Source organism: Roseibium sp. (assembly GCF_965232425.1).
Classification (GTDB): domain Bacteria; phylum Pseudomonadota; class Alphaproteobacteria; order Rhizobiales; family Stappiaceae; genus Roseibium.
In genome coordinates, this window is sequence record NZ_OZ246971.1 from 259,191 (window position 1) to 275,702 (window position 16,512).

Annotated in this window: 18 protein-coding genes; 6 read left to right on the forward strand and 12 right to left on the reverse strand. The window is 60.4% G+C overall.

Annotated features, from left to right (window positions below; all coding sequences use genetic code 11):
- Nucleotides 1–105 precede the first annotated feature (105 nt).
- From dctP to ACO08A_RS01290, 6 genes are all read left to right on the forward strand, one after another.
- Complete coding sequence (gene dctP, locus ACO08A_RS01265) at nucleotides 106–1,089, forward strand: TRAP transporter substrate-binding protein DctP (RefSeq protein WP_422039464.1); 984 nt, start codon at nucleotides 106–108, stop codon at nucleotides 1,087–1,089.
- A gap of 68 nt (nucleotides 1,090–1,157) precedes the next feature.
- Nucleotides 1,158–1,691, forward strand: coding sequence for a TRAP transporter small permease (locus ACO08A_RS01270; RefSeq protein ID WP_422039465.1), 534 nt, complete (start codon nucleotides 1,158–1,160; stop codon nucleotides 1,689–1,691).
- Nucleotides 1,691–3,007, forward strand: a complete 1,317-nt coding sequence (locus tag ACO08A_RS01275; RefSeq protein ID WP_422039466.1) for a TRAP transporter large permease — start codon at nucleotides 1,691–1,693, stop codon at nucleotides 3,005–3,007. The genes ACO08A_RS01270 and ACO08A_RS01275 overlap by 1 nt, the downstream gene beginning before the upstream one ends.
- Before the next feature lie 29 nt (nucleotides 3,008–3,036).
- Nucleotides 3,037–3,822: a maleate cis-trans isomerase family protein gene (locus ACO08A_RS01280; RefSeq protein WP_422039467.1), complete on the forward strand. Its 786-nt coding sequence runs from the start codon at nucleotides 3,037–3,039 to the stop codon at nucleotides 3,820–3,822.
- 168 nt (nucleotides 3,823–3,990) lie between these two features.
- Nucleotides 3,991–4,905, forward strand: coding sequence for an MBL fold metallo-hydrolase (locus tag ACO08A_RS01285; protein WP_422039468.1), 915 nt, complete (start codon nucleotides 3,991–3,993; stop codon nucleotides 4,903–4,905).
- The gene (locus ACO08A_RS01290) at nucleotides 4,905–5,852 is read left to right on the forward strand and encodes an MBL fold metallo-hydrolase (RefSeq protein WP_422039469.1); all 948 of its coding nucleotides are present in this window, start codon (nucleotides 4,905–4,907) and stop codon (nucleotides 5,850–5,852) included. The genes ACO08A_RS01285 and ACO08A_RS01290 overlap by 1 nt, the downstream gene beginning before the upstream one ends.
- 110 nt (nucleotides 5,853–5,962) lie before the next feature.
- On the opposite strand, the gene ACO08A_RS01295 is transcribed toward ACO08A_RS01290, so the two are convergent.
- From ACO08A_RS01295 to ACO08A_RS01350, 12 genes are all read right to left on the reverse strand, one after another.
- Nucleotides 5,963–6,397 (reverse strand): DUF302 domain-containing protein, encoded by a 435-nt coding sequence (locus ACO08A_RS01295; RefSeq protein WP_422039470.1) that lies wholly within the window; start codon nucleotides 6,395–6,397, stop codon nucleotides 5,963–5,965.
- 94 nt (nucleotides 6,398–6,491) lie between these two features.
- Entirely contained in the window at nucleotides 6,492–7,751 is a 1,260-nt protein-coding gene (locus ACO08A_RS01300) for an FCSD flavin-binding domain-containing protein (RefSeq protein WP_422039471.1), read from the reverse strand.
- A 22-nt stretch (nucleotides 7,752–7,773) separates the two neighbouring features.
- Entirely contained in the window at nucleotides 7,774–8,478 is a 705-nt protein-coding gene (locus tag ACO08A_RS01305) for a c-type cytochrome (RefSeq protein ID WP_422039472.1), read from the reverse strand.
- Nucleotides 8,479–8,484: 6 nt separating this feature from the next.
- Nucleotides 8,485–9,780: a c-type cytochrome gene (locus ACO08A_RS01310; RefSeq protein ID WP_422039473.1), complete on the reverse strand. Its 1,296-nt coding sequence runs from the start codon at nucleotides 9,778–9,780 to the stop codon at nucleotides 8,485–8,487.
- Complete coding sequence (gene soxC / locus ACO08A_RS01315; RefSeq protein WP_422039474.1) at nucleotides 9,764–11,035, reverse strand: sulfite dehydrogenase; 1,272 nt, start codon at nucleotides 11,033–11,035, stop codon at nucleotides 9,764–9,766. Before soxC ends, ACO08A_RS01310 begins: the two co-directional genes overlap by 17 nt.
- A gap of 22 nt (nucleotides 11,036–11,057) precedes the next feature.
- Nucleotides 11,058–12,755, reverse strand: coding sequence for a thiosulfohydrolase SoxB (gene soxB / locus ACO08A_RS01320; RefSeq protein WP_422039475.1), 1,698 nt, complete (start codon nucleotides 12,753–12,755; stop codon nucleotides 11,058–11,060).
- Between the two features lie 92 nt (nucleotides 12,756–12,847).
- Nucleotides 12,848–13,699, reverse strand: a complete 852-nt coding sequence (gene soxA, locus ACO08A_RS01325; RefSeq protein WP_422039476.1) for a sulfur oxidation c-type cytochrome SoxA — start codon at nucleotides 13,697–13,699, stop codon at nucleotides 12,848–12,850.
- 36 nt (nucleotides 13,700–13,735) lie between these two features.
- Nucleotides 13,736–14,065 (reverse strand): thiosulfate oxidation carrier complex protein SoxZ, encoded by a 330-nt coding sequence (soxZ, locus tag ACO08A_RS01330; protein ID WP_319386595.1) that lies wholly within the window; start codon nucleotides 14,063–14,065, stop codon nucleotides 13,736–13,738.
- 25 nt (nucleotides 14,066–14,090) lie between these two features.
- Nucleotides 14,091–14,513 (reverse strand): thiosulfate oxidation carrier protein SoxY, encoded by a 423-nt coding sequence (gene soxY, locus ACO08A_RS01335; RefSeq protein ID WP_422039477.1) that lies wholly within the window; start codon nucleotides 14,511–14,513, stop codon nucleotides 14,091–14,093.
- A 22-nt stretch (nucleotides 14,514–14,535) separates the two neighbouring features.
- Nucleotides 14,536–15,009 (reverse strand): sulfur oxidation c-type cytochrome SoxX, encoded by a 474-nt coding sequence (gene soxX, locus ACO08A_RS01340; RefSeq protein WP_422039478.1) that lies wholly within the window; start codon nucleotides 15,007–15,009, stop codon nucleotides 14,536–14,538.
- Nucleotides 15,010–15,162: 153 nt separating this feature from the next.
- Nucleotides 15,163–15,723: a thioredoxin family protein gene (locus ACO08A_RS01345; protein WP_422039479.1), complete on the reverse strand. Its 561-nt coding sequence runs from the start codon at nucleotides 15,721–15,723 to the stop codon at nucleotides 15,163–15,165.
- Nucleotides 15,724–15,739: 16 nt separating this feature from the next.
- Complete coding sequence (locus tag ACO08A_RS01350) at nucleotides 15,740–16,480, reverse strand: cytochrome c biogenesis CcdA family protein (RefSeq protein WP_422039480.1); 741 nt, start codon at nucleotides 16,478–16,480, stop codon at nucleotides 15,740–15,742.
- Nucleotides 16,481–16,512: the final 32 nt, after the last annotated feature.

Sequence of the window (16,512 nt, forward strand, 5' to 3'; positions counted from 1 at the left end):
CCCGCAGCGCAGACTTTGTCGATACACATGTTGACATCTATTAATTTTTATATCTCTTATATGTATACATATAGATTTTATATGTACCCATTGGAGGAGAGTGACATGAAGACATATCTGCTGACTTTCGCGGCCGCAGCCGCGCTGCTATCCGCGCAAGCAACCCAGGCAACGGAACTGCGGCTGTCGCATCAATGGTCCACCAAGGATGTCAGGCACGCAGTTGCCGAGATTGTCGCCAACGAGGTTGCGGCAGCTGATGTCGACCTGAGCATCAAGATTTTTCCGTCGAAGTCGCTGTTCAAACCGCGCGAACAATACCGCCCCTTGAGCCGCGGCCAGCTCGACATGACCGTGTTTCCGCTCAGCTATGCCGGTGGCCAGCAACCGGCCTTCAATCTCACCCTGATGCCGGGTCTGGTGAAGAACCATGATCATGCGTCCCGGCTCTCCAAATCGCCGTTCATGGACGCGCTTGAAGCCAAGATGGCCGAGGACGATGTCATGGTGCTTGTCCACGGCTACCTGGCAGGTGGCTTTGTCGGCAAGAACAAGTGCATTACCAAGCCGGCGGATGTGGAAGGCCTGCAAACGCGGGCAGCCGGCAAGTCCTTTGAAGAAATGCTGGTTGGTGCCGGGGCCTCCATTGCCTCCATGGCCTCGTCCGAGATTTACAGCGCGATGCAAACCGGCGTGCTCGATGCGGCGAACACTTCGTCGTCATCGTTCGTCTCCTACCGCATCTTCGAACAGGTCGCCTGCTACACACCCGCAGGCGACGTGGCACTCTGGTTCCTGTACCAGCCGCTACTGATGAACAAGACCACATTCGATGGTCTTTCCGAGGTGCAGCAGACGGCACTTCTGGAAGCGGCTGCCAAGGCGGAAGCCCATTACCTGGAAGAAGCAAAGAAACAGGACGCGCTTTCCGTCGACGTCTTCAAGGAAGCCGGCGTCGAAATTGCCGAGATGTCACCCGAGGACTTCGCTGCCTGGCAGGCCCTTGCAAAGGAAACTTCCTACAAATCCTTTGTCGAGAGCGTTCCCGACGGACAGGACCTCCTCGATATGGCGCTCTCCGTGGAGTGACGATCCGTGCGGGCGCGGGTGTTCAGCCCCCGCCCGTCCACATTCGCAAACGATCGGAGACAAAACCAATGGAAACCACCCTACCCGCCCGCCCCGCCAAGCCGCGCGTGTTCCAGCAAGCCATCGGCTGGATCTCGGAAGTTTCAGGCTGGACCGCAGCTGCGATGATCCTTGGCGCGGTGTTGCTGACGTGCCAGATGATCTTTGTCAGGTTTGTGCTGAACGCGTCCACCGTCTGGCAAACCGAGGTCGTTGTTTACCTGATGGTCGGTGCCACGCTTGTCGGGCTGGCCTTCGTGCAGAAACACAAGGGCCACGTGAACGTGGACCTTCTGAAGCTGTGGCTGAGCCCGAATGCCGGCCGGACGCTCGAGATCGTGACCCATTCGGCCGCGATCATCGTGATCGGTGTCTGCCTGTTCTACGGCTACGAGTTCTGGCATCTGGCGCAATCGCGCGGCTGGACATCCGACACCGTCACAGCCGTGCCGCTCTGGATCCCGTATCTGGCGCTGCCCGTGGGACTGGGCCTGATGCTGTTGCAACTGATTGCCGATCTTCTGGACGTCCTGTCCACTGCACCTACCGGGGAGGCATCGTGATGGATCCTCTCATACTTGGCGCGATCATCGGGCTTGCAACGATCTTCGTCCTGTTTTCCGGAATTTCCGTCGCCGTTGGCCTGCTGCTGGTGTCTGCCGTGTTCCTGCTCACGTTCGACGGCCTGCGCTCGCTGGAACTCATGCCGGAGATCCTGTTTGGAAAGCTCGACAGTTTCGCGCTTCTCTCCATCCCCATGTTCATCATCATGGGGGCTTCGATTGCCTCGACCCGGGCGGGCGCCGATCTCTACGAAGCGCTCGAGCGATGGCTGACCCGGGTGCCCGGCGGTCTGGTTGTCTCCAACCTTGGCGCCTGTGCCCTGTTCTCGGCGATGTCCGGATCGAGCCCTGCAACCTGCGCAGCCATCGGCAAGATGGGCATTCCGGAGATGCGCAAGCGCGGTTATTCCGAAGAAATCGCCACGGGGTCGATTGCTGCCGGTGGAACTCTCGGGATCCTGATCCCGCCCTCCATAACCATGATCGTCTACGGCATTGCCACCGAGACTTCGATCGGCCGGCTGTTCCTGGCCGGAGTCGTACCCGGTTTGCTGCTGGTCGGGCTCTTCATGGCCTGGTCGATTTATGCCACATGGGCTTCCGGGGAGCGTGCGAGCCTCGGCCGCGTGACCTACAGCTGGCGCCAGCGGTTTGAAATCATGCCGAGGGTCCTGCCGTTCATCGCGATCATCATCGGCGTGCTCTACGCCATGTATGGCGGTGTCGCAACGCCATCGGAAACCGCAGCCGTCGGCGCGTTGCTCTGTCTTGTCGTGGCGATGATCGTCTACAAGCTCGTGCGGCCTTCGGCCCTCTGGTCGGTTCTGCGCGACAGCACCAAGGAAAGCGTGATGATCCTGTTCATCATCGCGGCCGCCGGGGTGTTTTCCTACATGCTGTCCAGTCTGTTCATCACCCAGGCGATCGCCGCGTGGATCAGCGAACTGGAGGTCAACCGCTGGATGCTGCTCGGCGCGATCAACGTGTTCCTGATCGTTGCGGGCTTCTTCCTACCGCCCGTTGCCGTGATCCTGATGACGGCACCGATCCTGCTCCCGGTCATAACAGGTGCCGGGTTCGACCCGATCTGGTTCGCGGTTGTCCTGACCATCAACATGGAGATCGGCCTGATCTCTCCACCGGTGGGCCTCAATCTTTACGTGATCAACGGCATCGCGCCGGACATCTCGCTTCGCAAGATCCTGCTGGGCTCCCTGCCCTTTGTCGGATGCATGCTGATCGCCATCCTTGTTCTGTGTCTGTTTCCCGGTCTGGCCACCTGGTTACCCAATTTCGTCATGGGGCCAGCGCTTTGAGCGCCGGCACCCGAAACAGGAGATATCTCATGTCCCAAGCTTCCCTTTTTCGCCGTATCGGACTTATCGTCCCGAGCTCCAACGTCACCATGGAAACCGAGATCCCTGCGCTGCTGAAAGCGCGAGAGTCGATCCTGCCCGACCGGTTCACGTTCCACTCCTCACGCATGCGCATGAAGGCCGTGGTCAAGGAAGAACTGGAGGCGATGGATGCCGACAGCCTCCGCTGTGCGAGCGAACTCTCCGATGCTGCCGTTGAAGTCCAGGCCTATGCCTGCCTCGTCGCGATCATGTCCATGGGTCTCGGCTACCACCGCACGTCATCTGAAAAGCTCCACCAGGCAACGGCGGCAAACGGATGTCCGACACCGGTTCTGAACTCCGCCGGAGCCCTGGTGGAGAGCCTGAAGGAAATGGGCGTAAAGAAAGTCTCGATCATATGCCCCTACATGAAGCCGTTGACGAAGCTGGTCGTCGATTACATCGAGCATGAAGGCGTCGAGGTTCAGGATTTTCTCGCGCTCGAGATCCCGGACAATCTGGATGTCGCGTCCCAGGACCCGGCGGCTCCGGCTGAGCTGTGGCGCAAGCTGGACGTGCGCGGCGTCGATGCCATCGTCGCGTCCGCCTGCGTTCAAATGCCGTCTCTTCCGGCAATTGAAATGATCGAGCGCGCCTCTGGCTTGCCGACGGTTTCAGCGGCTGTCGCGACAACCCGCAAAATCCTTCAAAGCCTCGGCCTGACCGAAGTTGCACCGGGTGGCGGCGCGCTTCTGTCAGGCGGTCAGCTTGCAACATTGCCAAAGGTAGCCTGATCTCTTCAGGACCACGGCGCCACGGTCAGAGCGGCATACGCTGGCCTCTCTGGTATTGGCCAACGCTGCGGGGTCTGTCTTTGCAGACCCCGGCCTTTTCAATTCCGCTTGTGATACCAGTCTTTTTCATACATATTCAAATATAAGAATTTTATATGAGGAAGCGCAATGTCCCTGTCCCGCCGTGCCTTTTTGTCCGGTTGTGCCGCCCTGCCCCTTTCCGCGCAAATCAGCCGGTTTGCGCTGGCCGAGACGTCGATCGGCCAGGGAACGCTGACGACCATCAGCGACGGACACCTGACGCTTCCGGGCGGCTTCATTTTCGATCCGATGCCGCAGGACCAGCTTCTCCCCTTGCTGGAAGAAGCCGGGGTTTCCCAGGAAACGCTGATGCCGGACTGCAATGTCTCGCTCTACCGCGACGGCACCAACACGGTGCTGTTCGACGTCGGATCGGGACCGGATTTCCAACCGTCTGCCGGCGAGCTTGCGGAGGGACTGGAGCAGGCCGGTGTCGCCCCCGAAGACGTCACGCACGTGGTCTTCACCCACGCCCATCCGGATCACATCTGGGGCCTGCTCGACGCGTTCGATGACCCGGTCTTCAGCAATGCGAGCTACATGATCGGCCGCGCCGAGTGGGACTACTGGTGGAACCCGGAGACCGTCAACACGATCGGCGAAGCCCGCGCTGCCATGGCGGTCGGTGCCAGACGCAGGCTGGAGGCCATCGAGGATACGGTCGAGTTCTTCACGGGCGATCAGGAAATCCTGCCAGGGATTCAAGCCGTTTCCACTCCCGGGCACACACCCGGCCACATGAGTTTCGAAATCCGAAGCGGTTCGCAGGCCGCACTCGTGATCGGGGATGCCATCGGCAACCACCACGTCGCCTTCATGCGGCCCGCGTGGCCGAGCGGATCGGATCAGGATGCCGAGGTTGCCGCCTCGACGCGGATCGCCCTCCTGGACCGGATCATCGCCGACGATCTCAGAATCGCCGGTTTTCACCTTCCCGGCGGCGGGATCGGGAATGTCGAGCGCACGGGCGACGCCTTCCGCTTTCTACCGGAGGCGTCCTGATGCGTATCGCCAGCGTGTTCCTTTCCGTTTGTTTCGCCACATCGGTGCTGGCCAGCGAAGACATTGCAGACCAGTATCCCGGCTCTGCGCTCTATTCAAAGCCGGTCGAAGTCATCCCGCATGTCTGGTCCGCCATCGGCGCGACGGCACCGCCGACCTATGAAAACTCCGGCCACAACAACAATCTGAGTTTCATCGTGACCGGCGATGGTGTCATCGTGATCAATGGCGGGGCGGCCTATGTTCTGGCAAAAGCGCTTCACGAGGAAATCAGGGCAGTCACCGATCAGCCAGTCAAACTCGTCATCGACGAAAACGGCCAGGGTCACGCGATGCTCGGCAACTCCTACTGGTCGGAACAAGGTGTCCCGATCCTGGCGCATGTCGATGCCGCCCATGAAATCGAGGAACGCGGCAACCAGATCCTTGAGGGGATGAAACGGTACAACCGGGACAAGGCTGAGGGCACCTTCGTCGCGCCGCCGACGCAGACTTTCGAAGACAGGCATGTCATCGAGATGGGCAACTTCCGCATCGAAGTCCTTCACCTCGGCCCGGCACACGGCCCGGGGGACACGCAGGTATGGCTGCCGGAGCAAAGCCTCGTGATCGCCGGCGACATGGCCTTTCACGAGCGCATGCTGCCGATTTTCGAGGACACGATCGCCGCGGACTGGCTGGAAACATGGGAGACCGGCTTCGAGGCCCTGAACGCGACCTACGTCATTCCGGGCCATGGCCACCCGACCAACATGGCACAGGTCCGCCGCTACACGCGCGACTACCTGCTTTACCTGCGCGAGAAGATCGGCGCGCATATCGAAGACGGCGGCGACCTGGCCGACGCCTACTATGTCGACCAGTCTCCCTATGCTCATCTGGATACGTTCGAGGAACTTGCCACTCGGAATGCAGGCCGGGTCTATGAGCAGATGGAGTTCGAATAGACCGACCCATTATTGCAGGGCGGCCGCAGCGATAGTGCGGCAACGTTCTCGCATCTCATCCGGTCCCGGCAATCGTGTGAGCGGGGACCGCAAAAAACGTCGGAAGTGCCTCAGTTGCCGATTGCCTCGGCGACGATCTGCTGCATCAGGTTCTCGACCGCCTGCATGGACCCGTCCGGATAATCCTTGTGGCCGATCGTGACGCCCTCATCCGTCTCCATGACGAATATTCCATACGGGCAATGCACAATGTTCATCGGATCCTTCTCCATGACCTGACGCGAGATCAGGGCAGAGCAGAACAGGAAGATATCGGCGTTCTTGAAGATTGTTTCCTCACTGCCGACATCGGCCGCCGTCCGGTTGAGCATGGCTCCGACATGGCTGACGGAATCGATCACCAGCCCCTCCCCGACGATGGCGCTTTCGACAGCGAAAGTCGCGTCCTCGAAGGACCCGTCAAAGGAATAGGTGAATGGCTGATCGGCCAAGGCTGCGCTGCTGAAGGTGAGGCCGAAAACGGCCACAAGAACAAGGGATTTCATAGTCTTATCCTCCACGTTTCAACGCAATTCTGGAACCTGGCAGCACCCCGGGCATTGATCGAAATCAGTCCCGGGACGCTGCGAACGCAAAGATTTAGCCGAGCATGTCCGTGGTGATGCCGGTGTACCAGCCTTCCGATTCCTCGTAGGTCGCCTTGCGCAGGTCCGCGCTTTCACCGGTCTGCGAAATGAAGCCGTCGACCTTGGCGATTTTCTCCGGCGTTGCCTCATAGGTGGCACCGACCTTGACGCCATCGTCGGGTGCGATCAGCGACCAGCAGGTATTGGAGAATTTCGCCGGGAAGACCTTGGACCCCGTGAGTGCGCCGCGCACGGCATTGGCACAGACCTTGGCCTGGGAGTTCGCGGAAAATCCTGATTTCGGCATGTCGCCCTGGCTCGAGGCGTCGCCGAGGACGTAGATGTCGGCATCGGCCTTGGTCGACATGTCGGCGGCATTCACTGGCGCCCAGTTGCCATCGGTAACACCGGCGAGATCGGCAATCCGGCCGGCCTTCATGGCCGGGATGACATTGCAGACGTCGACCTTCGTCTCCTCGCCGTCGATGGTGACCGTCATGGCGCCGGGGTCGACGGAGACGTTGCCGCCGCCGAAGTCTTCGCCGATCCAGTCGACCATGCCTTCATAGTGGTTCGCCCAGCCTTCCTGGAAGAGCGCCATCTTGGAAAATTTCGGTTTCGGGTCGGCGACGATGATCTTCGCGGTCGGATTGTTCTGCTTCAGGAAATGCGCGACCATCGACACCCGCTCATAAGGTCCCGGAGGACAGCGATAGGGGTTCGGCGGCGCGACCATGGCAAAGGTTCCACCTTCCGGCATCGCCATCAGCTGAGCCTTCAAAAGCTCCGATTGCGAGCCCGCCTTGTAGGCATGCGGCATCGCGTTCTGCGCACCCAGGCCCCAGCCTTCGACCGCCCCTTCGACGAAGTCGATACCCGGGCTCAGGATCAGCTTGTCGTAAGGCACAGACCCGCCGCCCGCCAGGGTCACGGTCCTGGCGTCGCGATCGACACCGATCGCCCAGTCATGGACGACGTTGACGCCACCTGCGGCAAGACCGCCATAGGTGTGGCCGATGTCCTCGATTTCCTTGAAGCCGCCGAGATAAAGGTTGGAAAAGAAGCAGGTGTAGTACTTGCGTGTCGGTTCGATCAGGGTGACGTCGACCGCCCCCTTGCTGTCCTTGGCGATGTAGCGTGCGGCCGTGGCCCCACCGGCACCACCCCCGACGACCACGACACGCGGTGTGCCCTGCGCCTTGACCATGGGAGCGGACAGGACGGCCGCCATTGCGGCGGTCGTGCCGACAAATTGTCTTCTGTTCAGCGTCATTTCTTCCTCCCTAAAAGCACCGTCATTGTTCAAGCGCGGCAAAGTAGGCTGCCAGCGCTGCTATCTCTTCCGCATTGAGCCGCCCGGCCATCATCTGCATGACCGGATGGGCGCGTTTCTTGTTCTTGTAGGCATGCATCGCGACCACGAAATCCTCTTCCGGCCACAGCACGATCGACGGGATACCGTCGTCCGCACCATCTGCCTGATGGCAGGTCGTGCACTCGCTGCTGAGATATTCGCCGTATTCCGGATCGCCCTTGAGCGCGAGAATGGCCGGGTCGAGATCGTGGTTTGTCGGGGTCGCCGTCGGATCCGCCTCGGGAATGTTGGCCGGGTCATCGGAGAACGTGCGCAGGTAGGCGATCAGGTCGAGCCGGTCCGCCGGTTTCCTCAGACCCGAAAAGCTCATGCGCGTCCCGCTGGCAAGCGCCCGCGGCTTTTCCAGGAACGCGTCCAGCGTGTCGGCATGCCATTCAAGCCCGCCGGTCCCGGCCCGGACGAGGGCCTTGGAATAGCGGAAATCGTCATGCGTTCCGGCCTGCCGGCCGAAGATCCCGTTCAGGTGAGGCCCGATCCGGTGTTTCGCGCCCTCACCCACCATGTGGCAGCTCTTGCACTTCTTGAAGACTGCCTCGCCGGCAACAGGATCGCCGAAGTCGTCTGCCAGCGCGGCCGAGCACAGCAGCCAGAAGACAATAGCGGGAAGGTTTCGGGCGAGGCGCATCTTCGCTTACTCTCCGACCGACTTCAGATAGGCCGTGATGGCATCGAGGTCGTCCTGTTTCTTCAGCCCGGAGAAGGCCATTTTCGTGCCTTTCATGTAAGATCTCGGCTTGGCCAGGAACTCCGCCAGAGCCGCCTCGTCCCAGACCTTGCCTTCTTCCTGCGCGGCCACGAACACCTTGGAATACCTGAAACCCTCCACGGAGCCCATCTGGCGGCCGATGAGCGCATTGAGGTGCGGACCGGACTTGTTCTTCGCGCCTGCACCGACTGCGTGACAGGCGCTGCATTTCTTGAAGACCTTCTCGCCCGAAGCCACCAGTGCAGGATCAAGCGATGCCGACACGGCAGCAGGCGATGCCGCCCCGGTGGCGGTCTCTTCCGAAGGCGCCGCCGTTGCGACAAAGGTCGGCGTGTCGTCCGCGCTCGCGTGGTTCATGATCGACTCGCCGCCATCTTCCGGCGTCACGTCAAGGAACGTGGCCCGCATGGTGATCTCGACGCTCGGCTTGCAGTTTTCCATGCAGGGCTCGGCCCGCCACTTGGTGTATTCCAGCGCCGGACGATCGTCGATCACGAACCCGTCCGTGTTGTACATTTCGAATTCGGCGAAATTCTCGTGGCTCAGCTCAAAGTCGTCGTCCACGAGATCGTTGGAATAAAGGATATAGGCGACAATCGCATAGGTCTCGTCGGCGGTGAGCGTCTGCGCTTCGCCGAACGGCATGGAGCGGTGCACGTAGTCCCAGACAGTCGAAAGATACGGCCAGTAGGAGCCGACGGTCTTAACCGGATCCTTGTCGCCGAGCGTGTCGAACCCGCCGGCAAGAACGGGCCAGTTGTCCACGCCCTCGGCGAAGTCCCCGTGACAGGAGGCACATTTTTCGGCGAAGACCTCTTCGCCCCAGTAGGCATCGCCCCGGCCCTCGGGCAGGCCGCGCCCGTCGGGCAGCACGTCAACATCCCAGGCCGCGATTTCTTCGGCACGGGCCTCCCGGCCCAGCCCGAATTTTCCGTCCTTTTCCGGAGCATATTCCGTAAGGTCGCTGCCAAGCGCCGCGCGTTCTTCCGCCGCGGCCTGGATCTCGGCGATTTTTTCCTTCAGGTCCGAGACGGCCGCCGCCTCTTCTTCAGCGCGCTGGTTCGCCGATGCCGCCTGCAGGGAGACCTGTTCGACCCGTTGTTCCAGCGCACCGATCTTCTTTTGCCCGTAGTCCATGTTGGCAAACAGGAGCGCGGCCGAAAGCGCAAGCGCCGTCCCGCCGGCAACCGGGAGAACGATCTGGTTAAGAGACTTCGACATTCTCGGCGACCCCGTTTTCATCCACGAACCAGGTCTGGATGCAATTGTTGTGATAGACGGCGTTCTCGCCGCGCATTTCGCGAAGTTGGTCCTTGGTCGGCTGGACGTATCCGGTCTCGTCCATGGCACGCGACTGAAGCAGCATCGGATTGCCGTCCCAGTCGATGTCCAGGTAGAAGCGGGTCAGGGCCTTGGTGTCACCCTGCTTGCCAAGACGCGCCGTCTCCCAGGTGATGCCCCCGTCCCTTGACACATCGACCCGCGTGATCTTGCCGTGTCCGGACCAGGCGAGCCCGGAGATGACCAGGGGACCCTTCCCGTGTGAAATCGGCATTTGCGGGCTTGGCGAGGTAATGACGGATTTCGCGTCCATCACCCAGGTCCATTTCCGGGCAGTGCCGTCCTCGTAGACGTCGGTGTATTTCGAGGTTTCCTCGCGGCTTTCCACCGCCATGTCGGTGACTTCGATGCGGCGCAGCCACTTCACCCACATGTTGCCTTCCCAGCCCGGCACCACGAGGCGGACCGGGTAGCCGTGCTCCATGCGCAGCGCCTCGCCATTGGCCTTGAACGCCACCAGCACATCGTCCAGGGCCTTTTCCATCGGGATCGAGCGGCCGTTGGAGGATGCATCCGCGCCTTCGACGTAGACCCACTTGTCCTTGAGGTCGCCCGCTGCGGCGAGGCCCGCCTCGTTCAGGAGCGTGCGCAGCGGGACGCCGGTATATTCCATGTTGTGGATCATGCCATGCGTGAACTGGGCCCCGTTCAGCTGGGCGCCCGCCCATTCCATGCCGGTGTTGGCGGCACATTCGCAAAAGTAGACATGGTTCTCCCGCGGGAACCGCTCCAGATCCGCGTAGTGAAACACCAGGGGCCTGTCGACGAGGCCGTTGATCATCAGCCGGTAGTCTTCCTTGCGCAGTTCGATCGCACCCGAGTGGTGGCGCTCGAACGCACAGCCCTGCGGCGTGATCGTGCCGTCCAGCGCATGTATCGGCGTGAAGTTGATGGAAGAAATCGGAGACGCGGTCAGCCATTCGACATTGCGGCGAACCACGTCCTTCTCGAAACTGATCGGCATGCCATAAGGCGTCTCATCCACGCCGGCGCCTGTGATCGAGGCCCAGTCCTGAACTTGTGTGATCAGCGGGTCGGCTTCGCTCGCGCTCGCGGTTCCGGCGACCGACGCGCCCGCAATCGCGACGCTGCCCTTGAGAAAGGACCTTCGGGACGGTTTGGTTTTCGCGTCCATCAATGAGGACTCCCTGCCTAAACTATGCACCAATGACTTCGACGCTGTTGCTCGGCCGCGTTGACACCGTACCGAGCTTGCGAATGTGATTTTCAACGACGTCCCAGATCTGAGGCCCTTCCGTGCCCTCGTTCACACTGGCCCATCCGGCCACCACGTATGAGCGCGACGGGTCGATAGCCTCGCCTGTCTCCAGGAGCGTCATGTTCGAGATGCGGCTGCCCTGCGGCTGGGCGATATCGATCCTGTATCCGAGTCCCCCGGTTCTCACCATGTCGCCGCCCTGCTGGTAGTAGGGGTCCGGGTTGAAGATGTTGTCCGCGACGTCTTCCAGGACCACTTTCAGGAACTCACCCGTCATTTCCGTGCGATAGGCCTTGCCGTAGGTCATCGAGGTGACGTTGAAAATGTCTTCGCGCGTGATCTCCTGGCCCGGGATCAGCGAGGGGCCCCAACGCACGCCGGGACTGAGCGCAATCTCGGCATCGCGTTCGGACAGCAGCGCATCGCAGATGAGATCGTCCCAGGTGCCGTTGAAATTGCCCCGGCGGTACAGCAGGCTGTCGGTCCTGCCGATGACTTCCGACAGGTCGTCAAGATAAGGCGCTCGCTGCTCGTCGATGAGCGCGGCGACTTCCGCATCCGGTTCGATGACGTCGGCGAAGACCGGAATGAGCTTGTGGCGGTAGCCCATCAGCTGACCGTTGCGGATGTCGAGATCGACCCGGCTGACGAATTTCCCGTTCGAGCCGGACGGAACGATGATCGTCTTGCCCGACAGCACCGGTTCCGGCAGTGCATCGTGGGTATGGCCGGAGAGGATGACGTCGATGCCGCTGACCACGGTCGCCATCTTCTTGTCGACATCGAACCCGTTGTGGCTGAGAACAACGACGCATTCGGCGCCATCCGCGCGCACTTCGTCGACCATGGCCTGCATGTTTTCATCGCGGATGCCAAAGGCGTATTCGGGGAACATCCAGCCCGGATTGGCGATCGGCATATAGGGAAATGCCTGCCCGATGACCGCGACCTTCGTGCCACCACGCTCGAACATCTTGTAGGGCGGAAAGAGCTCCGTCGGCTCGTCCCATTCGACATCGAAAATATTCTGGCCGAGCGCTGCGAACGGAAGGTTTTCGACAATCTCGTTGACGCGGTCGCTGCCGAGCGTGAATTCCCAATGGAATGTCATCGCGTCCGGGTTCAGCGCGTTCATGACGTTGACCATGTCCTGCCCCGCCGTCTTGTAGCAGGTGTAGGAGCCGTGCCAGGTGTCTCCGCCATCCAGCAGGATCGCGTCTGGACGGTCGGCGCGAATGGACTTGATGACGGTCGCAACACGGTCCAGTCCGCCGACCCGGCCATACCCCTTCGCCAGTGATGAGAAGTCACCTGAACTCAGGGCATAATGGCTCGGGCTGCCGTCCGCGATCCCGTAAAGCTTGCGGAACTGCGCGCCGGTCACGTGCGGTACGGCACCCCGGTTTTCACCCACACCGATGTTTTCGGACGGCTCCCGGAAATAGATCGGTTTCAGCTGCGCATGAATGTCGGTGACGTGAATGAGGGAGACGTTTCCGAACGTGTCGAATTCCAGAAGCTGGTCCTGAGTGAGCGCCTGCTGTGCGGCGAGGCGCGCCCAGTTGCCGAAACCCGAGGCGCCGACAACCGCGGATGCTGCCATTCCGACCTGCAGAAAATCGCGACGCGATATCATATTCCTGCTCGCTCCTCTTAACATATGCGCATAAGTGAATATATCACTTTGCAAAAAGGGTCTCGGCGGTTATCCGAGACCCGGTAATGGCGTCAGTTGCGGACGGACGGCCCTTCGACGCTCAATCCGTTTCCACGCGAGGCAACATAAAGTTCCAGCGCAATGAACTCGGGCGAGCCCGGCTTGTAGGTCTGCGCGCGCGTGTCGCGCACACACCCCTTGAACCGTGCATGCACGGAATTCAGCTTGGTGTTTTTCAGCCGGTAGGTCGGAAAGCCGTTGATGTGGCCCTGGCTCAGGTGATCGGCGCGGATCATGAGACCATAGCTGTCTTCGTGGCAGTTTGCGCAGGACAGCTCAAGCTGGCCGGTCCGGGTATAGTAGAGTTCCTTGCCCTGCTCCCAGGTTTCCCTGGCTGGACCGTCTATCGCGACATTCACGGGCATGCCGCGCGAAACGGAGGAAATCAGGGCGACCATGTCGGTCATGTCGCCGCCGGTATATTTCCACTTCTCCGCGCCCATGTGCGTCGTGCGGCAATCGTTGATCTCCATTTCGATGGTGGTCACCTTGCCTTTTTCGTCGTTCCATTTCGGATAGACGGCACGAACACCGGCCATGGTTTCAGGACCTTCGTGGCAACTTGCGCAGGATTTGCCTGCGGTTCCGTCGACCGTTTCCCAATTGACCATCGCGTTTTCGACACCAATCATTCCCGGATTGTCGAAATCGTCCATCTGGAAAGCCTGGGTCTCGTCGGAGCGGAACCGCCAGCCGGAGTAGATCGTCGAGAGATTTTCCGTGTGCGCCGGCGCATCGGTCTCCGTGACGATCGAAATGTCGCCATTGATCGTCAGGCTGTCCTCGTCCGGATCGGACATTGCCAGACCCGGCATTAACACCAATGCAGCAGCGGACCCGATTGCTATTGTCGTTTTCTTCACGCCTTCCTCCCTCAACCAGACGCTTGTCATTGACGGTCAGCTGACCGTGATCTTCTTCGTCGTGTCGTAGACTGACCCGTCGTCGTCGTACCAGGTGAACTTGAATTCACCGGACTCGGGCACGACCGCTTCGAACTGGAAGTAGGGATTGGTCGAGATTGCGGGTTCGAGCACCACGTCGATCACGTTCTGACCGTTGAAGTCGGCGGTGAAGCGGTTGATGATCGAGCGCGGAATGACATTGCCGTCATCGTCCTTGCGCTGACCGCTTTCCATCTTGTGGCTGATCAGCGTCTTGATGGTGATCGTCTCGCCCGCCGCAGCCTTCTTGGGTACCTTTACCCGTGGTTTCACACCGGATGCCATGATTTATCTCCTAATGCCTTGCCGATCAGCCGCCGCAGCCGCCGATGGTCACTTTCACGTTGGCCTTGGCCATCTGGAAGGAGCCGTCTTCCATCTTGGCGATCGCCACCACGTTCTGTGTCGTGGCAAGGCGGATGCGCGTCGAGGCGCTGCGCGAGGCACTGAGCGGGCCGAACTTGAACGTAGCCACGTTCGGAACCGGGTTGCCGTCAGCAAACAGCGTGACTTCCGCCGCGCCCGGAGCATCAAAGGCGATCGGAACGGTGTTGCCGTTTTCGGCGATTTCCGGCGCCGTCAGGGTGATGGCTCCCTCGCCCATGTCCGCGCCACCGGTCAGCGCCGCGATCGCATCGTCCGTCAGGGAAGCAAATGCGGGCAGGCTCGACAGGGTGGCGAGGGCGAATGTGCCGGAGCCGAATGCGAGTAGCTTTCGCCGTGTCATTTCCATGTTGATCTCCATGTCAGGAAGCTCACTCTTCCTTGAGCGTTACGAGAAAGGCGACAACGTCTTCGATCTGCTGGGCTGTCAGCAGCGGCTGCACGTCGCCGTCGCCATGGGCATCGCCGGTATAGGCATCCCCGAGGCGAACGAACCCTTCGGTCTTGTAAAAGGACGGCATAAGGCTGCCTTCGAACATCACCTTCGCATTCGCTACGATGCCGCGCAGCTCCGCGACGGACCACCGGTCCGCGACGCCGTCGAGCGGCGGTCCGATCTCGCCGTGAAACGCCAGGTGGCTCAGGACGGACACCTGATGACAGGCAATGCAGTTGCCGGCACCCTTGTTCATGATTTCGGCCCCCGCGGCAGGATCGCCGGCCACGCCCGAGAGCGAAACGTCAACAGCGCCGTCAGTGAAGACGACATCCGTCGGCTTGACCGCCTCGGCGAACGCCGTCGATGCAGCAAGCATTGCGCCTATGCCGAATAATACGTGTTTCATGGGTCCTCCCTCAGCCGATTCCCGGCGACCTTTCATGCGACCATACAGCACATATTCGCGTTTACGCAATAACAAATTCAATTAAATGAATTTATCTATCTGTTCGCACGCGCAGCAAAAACGCAATAATATGTCGCGCTGCGGTATGGTTCGTTACTTGTTTTGGCTTTCGAACTTGCGTGCGTGGTATTTCTGGAAGGGTTCGTCGCTGTTGTAGCCTTCTTCCACCACCCAGGTCAGCATGTTCATCGTTGTCCACCGCCCGAAAGCGCCCGGCATGTTGGCGACAGCCGCCTGAGGTGCAGTGACGCCGTCGTCGACTGCGGCCGGGAAGAAGAAGATATTGGGCGTGAACAGAGCGCCCCACCGTTTGACCATGTCCTTTTCCGGCAGTGTCGTGCCGTCGAAATCGGTGACCTCGACGTCTCCGAACATGTTGATCTGGACGACGAAATAATTGTCTTCGATGTATTGCGAGATCTCCGGAATGACGAAAACTTCCTCGTGCATCCGCTTGCAGTAGATGCAGCCGCGCTGCTCGACAATCACCATCAGGCGCTTGCCTTCCGCGTTCGCTTCCTCAAGATCTTCGGAGAGATCCTTGAACGTGTCCCGCATCCAGGACGCCTTATGGAGACCGTCATCGCCGATTTCGGCCGCGAACACCTGCGCCGAGAACAAGAGCGCGCAAAGCACCGCAAACAAACGTGTCATTGTCATTCCTCCTCCACTAGCCAATGGCGCTGAACCAGGGGACGTTTTCCAGCATCCATTGGGCGATGATGTTGATGGAATTCGTCGCGATCAGGATCCCGAACAGGATCAGGAACGCCCCCATGAGCTTTTCAACGACGCCAAGATATTTTCGAAAACCGGCCATCCAGGTCATGAACGGGCCGATGAAAAGAGCCGCGACAACAAAAGGCAGCGTCATGCCGAGGCCGTAGACGAAGAGCAGCGTCGCGCCCTGACCCGCTGTCTGCTGGCCTGCAGCCGTGAACAGGATCGCGGCAAGCACCGGGCCGACGCACGGGGTCCAACCGAAGGCAAACGCGAGCCCGACGACATAGGCCCCGAGCAGACTGACGCCCGCCGCATTGCCGGTTTCGACCCGAAGCTGCCGATAGAGGATGCCGATCCGGACGAGTCCCAGGAAATGAAGCCCCATCGCGATGATGATCGCAGCTGCAATCCAGCGCAACACGTCGAAATATTCGCGCACCAACTGACCGAACGTGCTGGCCGTGGCCCCCAGTCCCATGAAGACGGTGATCACCCCGAGGGCAAACAAACAGGCCGACAGGAAAGCGCGCAGCTTGACGGCACCAGAAACGCACGCCTCCGATTCCACCTGGTTCACCCCGACACCCGCCAGGTAACTCAGGTAGAAGGGAACGATCGGCAGGATGCAGGGCGACAGGAACGACAAAAGCCCTGCGGCCAGCGCACCGAAATAGGTGATCTCGAACATGGATTGAGCTGCTTCTCAGCTTGATATATTCA

Excerpts from the sequence above, each read along its gene's own strand:
- dctP (WP_422039464.1), top strand. The coding sequence starts at position 106 with ATGAAGACATATCTGCTGACTTTCGCGGCCGCAGCCGCGCTGCTATCC.
- ACO08A_RS01270 (WP_422039465.1), top strand. The coding sequence starts at position 1,158 with ATGGAAACCACCCTACCCGCCCGCCCCGCCAAGCCGCGCGTGTTCCAG.
- ACO08A_RS01275 (WP_422039466.1), top strand. The coding sequence starts at position 1,691 with ATGGATCCTCTCATACTTGGCGCGATCATCGGGCTTGCAACGATCTTC.
- ACO08A_RS01280 (WP_422039467.1), top strand. The coding sequence starts at position 3,037 with ATGTCCCAAGCTTCCCTTTTTCGCCGTATCGGACTTATCGTCCCGAGC.
- ACO08A_RS01285 (WP_422039468.1), top strand. The coding sequence starts at position 3,991 with ATGTCCCTGTCCCGCCGTGCCTTTTTGTCCGGTTGTGCCGCCCTGCCC.
- ACO08A_RS01290 (WP_422039469.1), top strand. The coding sequence starts at position 4,905 with ATGCGTATCGCCAGCGTGTTCCTTTCCGTTTGTTTCGCCACATCGGTG.
- ACO08A_RS01295 (WP_422039470.1), bottom strand. The coding sequence starts at position 6,397 with ATGAAATCCCTTGTTCTTGTGGCCGTTTTCGGCCTCACCTTCAGCAGC.
- ACO08A_RS01300 (WP_422039471.1), bottom strand. The coding sequence starts at position 7,751 with ATGACGCTGAACAGAAGACAATTTGTCGGCACGACCGCCGCAATGGCG.
- ACO08A_RS01305 (WP_422039472.1), bottom strand. The coding sequence starts at position 8,478 with ATGCGCCTCGCCCGAAACCTTCCCGCTATTGTCTTCTGGCTGCTGTGC.
- ACO08A_RS01310 (WP_422039473.1), bottom strand. The coding sequence starts at position 9,780 with ATGTCGAAGTCTCTTAACCAGATCGTTCTCCCGGTTGCCGGCGGGACG.
- soxC (WP_422039474.1), bottom strand. The coding sequence starts at position 11,035 with ATGGACGCGAAAACCAAACCGTCCCGAAGGTCCTTTCTCAAGGGCAGC.
- soxB (WP_422039475.1), bottom strand. The coding sequence starts at position 12,755 with ATGATATCGCGTCGCGATTTTCTGCAGGTCGGAATGGCAGCATCCGCG.
- soxZ (WP_319386595.1), bottom strand. The coding sequence starts at position 14,065 with ATGGCATCCGGTGTGAAACCACGGGTAAAGGTACCCAAGAAGGCTGCG.
- soxY (WP_422039477.1), bottom strand. The coding sequence starts at position 14,513 with ATGGAAATGACACGGCGAAAGCTACTCGCATTCGGCTCCGGCACATTC.
- soxX (WP_422039478.1), bottom strand. The coding sequence starts at position 15,009 with ATGAAACACGTATTATTCGGCATAGGCGCAATGCTTGCTGCATCGACG.
- ACO08A_RS01345 (WP_422039479.1), bottom strand. The coding sequence starts at position 15,723 with ATGACACGTTTGTTTGCGGTGCTTTGCGCGCTCTTGTTCTCGGCGCAG.
- ACO08A_RS01350 (WP_422039480.1), bottom strand. The coding sequence starts at position 16,480 with ATGTTCGAGATCACCTATTTCGGTGCGCTGGCCGCAGGGCTTTTGTCG.